Consider the following 3,502-nt stretch of genomic DNA (forward strand, 5'->3'; position numbering starts at 1 on the left):
GGTCGGGCCCGGGGTGGGGGTGGCGGCCGCGGGGACGGTGCTGGCATCGGGGGTGAACGCGCTGATACCGGCGTTCAGCGCGGCGATGGTGGCGGTGGTGGCCGGGGCGCTGCTCGCCGCGGCCGGGGGTGTGGGCGAGCGGCTGCGGCCGGGGCTGCACTTCGTGTCGCGGCGCGTGCTGCGGGCCGCGATCGTACTGCTGGGCCTGCAGATCTCGGTGCCTCAGCTGCTGGCGACGGGATGGCGGGCGATGGCGGTCGTGACGGTGGCGACGGGCGTCACGTTCGCGCTCACGCCGCTGATCGGCCGCCGGCTCGGCGTCAGTCCCGGCACGTCGCTGCTGGTCGGCACCGGGGTGTCCATCTGCGGGGCGGCCGCCATCGCGGCCATGCGCGACAGCGCCGGGGGCGACGACGACGAGGCGGCGAGCGCGCTGAGCGTGGTGGTCCTGTACGGGAGCGCGGCCATCGTCGTCGTGCCGCTGCTGGCGTCCCGGCTGGGGCTGTCACCGGAGCAGCTCGCGATCTGGACGGGCGCGGCGGTGCACGAGGTGGCGCAGGTCGCCGCGATCGGGGCCACCACGGGCGTGCTGGCCGTGGCGGTCACGGTCAAGCTCGGCCGGGTGATCCTCCTCGCGCCCCTGGTCGCCCTGGCCTCGCGCCGTACGCGGCGAGCCCCCGCCGCGGAGCCCCGGCCCGGGGGGAAGCCGCCGATGGTGCCGTTGTTCGTGGCCGGGTTTCTCGGGATGGTGCTGGTCCGGGGCACCGGGATCGTGCCCTCGGCCGTGGCGGAGGGGGTGCCCGCGGTGACGAATATGCTGATGGCCGCGGCCCTGTTCGGGCTGGGCACCGGGATCGACGTGCGGAGGCTGCTCCACGGCGGGCGGGCCGTGCTGCTCGGCGGGATCGCCACGGCGCTCGTCGGCGGCATCTCGCTGGCGGGGGTGGCACTGCTGATCTGATCTCCGGGTGGACGCGCGAGCGGTCCGGCCGTAACGTGCTCAGTTTGGAACAAAGTCTGCAAAAGACGCCGTTCTCACTAGGCACTGCCAGGACCACCCGAGGAGCACGAAACCCACCATGCGCGCCACCGCCGACTCCCTTCTCCAGCCTTCCGACGAGGTCGCCCAGGCCCTGGCCACTGGCGCGCCGGTGGTGGCGCTGGAGTCCACGATCATCTCCCACGGCCTGCCGCAGCCGCGCAACCTGGAGGTCGCCCGGGAGCTGGAGGAGATCGTCCGGTCCGCCGGCGCGGTGCCCGCCACGATCGCGGTGCTCGACGGAGTGGCCAGGATCGGGCTGAACGAGGTCGAGCTGGAGCGCATCGCCACCGAGTCCGGGCTGCGCAAGCTGGGCCAGCGCGACCTGCCGGTGGCCGCGGCCCTCAAGGCGAGCGGCGCCACGACCGTGTCGGCGACGTCGTACCTGGCGGCCCGGGCCGGCATCCGGGTGTTCGCCACGGGCGGCCTCGGCGGCGTGCACCGCGGCTGGACCGAGGAGCAGGACGAGTCCGCCGACCTCGACACGCTGGCCCGCACCCGCATCACCGTGGTGTGCGCCGGGGTCAAGTCGATCCTGGACGTGCCCGCGACCCTCCAGCGCCTGGAGACCCGCGGCGTGACCGTGGCCGGCTACCGGACCGGCACGTTCCCCGGCTTCTACCTGCACTCCTCGGGCGAGCCCGTGGACTGGCGGATCGAGTCCCCGGAGGACGCCGCCGCCATCATGCGCGGCCAGGACTCCCTCGGCGGCCAGGAGACCGCGCTCATCGTCGCCAACCCGGTGCCCGCCGGCCAGCAGCTCGACCCGGAGCTGCACGACCGCGTGCTGGCCGAGGCGCTGGCGGCGGCCGAGGCCGGCGGCGTCACCGGCCAGGCGATCACCCCGTTCCTCCTCGGCTACCTCGTGCGCGGCACGTCCGGCGCGTCCCTGGAGGCGAACCTGGCCGCCGTACGCGGCAACACGGCATTGGCGGCACGCATCGCCCTGGCGTGGTCGCGATCGTGAACGACAAGGGGCTCCTGGTCATCGGCGACGTGGTGACGGACGTGGTGGCGATGCACGGCGCCCCCGTCATGTCGGCCTCCGAGATCGCCGCCGACATCGTGCTCCGCCCCGGCGGCTCCGGCGCCAACACGGCGGCCTGGGCCGCCACCCTCGGCGCCGACGTGGGCCTGCTGGCCCGCTGCGGCTACGACAGCAGCGAGTGGCACATCGCCGAGCTGACCAAGGCCGGCGTCCGCCCGTACGTCCGGATCGACGCCGACAACCCGACGGCGGTCGTCATCGCGATGGTCGACAAGACCGGCGAGCGTTCCATGCTCACCAACCGGGGCGCGGGCGGCCTGATCTCCGAGGCCGACTGGGACGACTCCCTGCTCGACGGCGTGGGCCGCCTGCACGTGTCGGGCTACCTGCTGTTCAGCGAGCCCGGGCTGGGCCTGGCCAGGCTCGCCATGGCCAAGGCCGCCGCCGCCGGGATCGCCATCAGCGTCGACCCCGCCTCCACGAACCCGCTGCGCGAGTTCGGCGTCGGCCGGTTCCTGCACGAGTCGGAGATGGCCCACCTGATCTTTCCCAACCGTGACGAAGCTCTCCTCCTCAGCGGCGCCACCTCGCCGGAGCGCGCCGCCGAACTCCTGAGCGAGACGTACGGGACCGCCGTCGTGAAGCTGGGACCCCAGGGAGCCATCGTGGCCACGGGCGGGCAGGTCGTCGCCAAGGCCGACCCGGTCCGGACCGAGACGATCGACTCGACCGGCGCGGGCGACGCGTTCGCCGCCGGATTCCTCGCGGCCACCCTCGACGGCGCAGGCGAGAGGGCCGCACTGGAGGCGGGATGCCGCGCGGGTGCCGAGTGTGTGGCCCTGGTAGGCGGTCGTCCACGGTACGGTTTGGACGTGAAGCGTCTTTACCCTATTCACACCGATTGATAGCTTGCCGCGTAGGCTGCACCAACAGTCACATGCGCCACGTGGTTCACTGGGGAGGATAAGGTCCGCCGATGGAAGTCGAGTCATCGATCTGCCTGAGCGACCTGGTCCCTGCCCTGCGCTGGAGCCGGCCGCAGCAGGTGGCGGAGGCCCTCGCCGACCCGCGCCTGCCCGCCGCCTGGTGGTCCTCGCAGGCGCTGACCCGAGCCCTGGGCACGGCGGGGCTCGACTGGATCTGTGACCGGCTGGCGCTGCTCGCCTCGTCCCGCTGGGACTACCTGCCGCTGGGCGACCTGCTGCCCGCGCTGACGCTGCACCCCATCGACCCGGCCCTCTCGGGCTGGCCCGAGCCCGCCCGCACGGCCATCGCCGGGCTGGGCGGCTGGCACCGGCTGCGCCGCCTGTCGCCCTCCGACCTGAAGACGCCGTCGGCCACGCCCGAGGCGGTGATGGGCACGGTGTTCCGCGAGGTGCTCGGCCATCTGGCCGCCCAGCCGGAGTCGGCGGCCCGAGCCGTCCAGGCCCCCGAGGTCACCCGCCCCGTCCAGCAACGCCGCGACACCCCCGCCC

3 protein-coding genes and 1 pseudogene are annotated in these 3,502 nt (G+C 74.0%); all 4 read left to right on the plus strand.

Going from position 1 to position 3,502, the window contains the following annotated elements; genetic code table 11:
* On the plus strand, window positions 1–961 hold a 961-nt coding region (locus ADY59_RS46835), incomplete at its 5' end, for a YeiH family protein (protein WP_049577709.1).
* Window positions 962–1,079: 118 nt separating this feature from the next.
* The gene (locus ADY59_RS46840; protein WP_049577711.1) at window positions 1,080–2,006 is read left to right on the plus strand and encodes a pseudouridine-5'-phosphate glycosidase; all 927 of its coding nucleotides are present in this window, start codon (window positions 1,080–1,082) and stop codon (window positions 2,004–2,006) included.
* Complete coding sequence (locus ADY59_RS46845) at window positions 1,991–2,932, plus strand: carbohydrate kinase family protein (protein ID WP_231619241.1); 942 nt, start codon at window positions 1,991–1,993, stop codon at window positions 2,930–2,932. The genes ADY59_RS46840 and ADY59_RS46845 overlap by 16 nt, the downstream gene beginning before the upstream one ends.
* Window positions 2,933–3,003: 71 nt before the next feature.
* Window positions 3,004–3,502, plus strand: a pseudogene (locus tag ADY59_RS46850) (hypothetical protein); the annotation flags it as partial.

The organism is Nonomuraea sp. SBT364, assembly GCF_001083785.1.
Taxonomy (GTDB): domain Bacteria; phylum Actinomycetota; class Actinomycetes; order Streptosporangiales; family Streptosporangiaceae; genus Nonomuraea.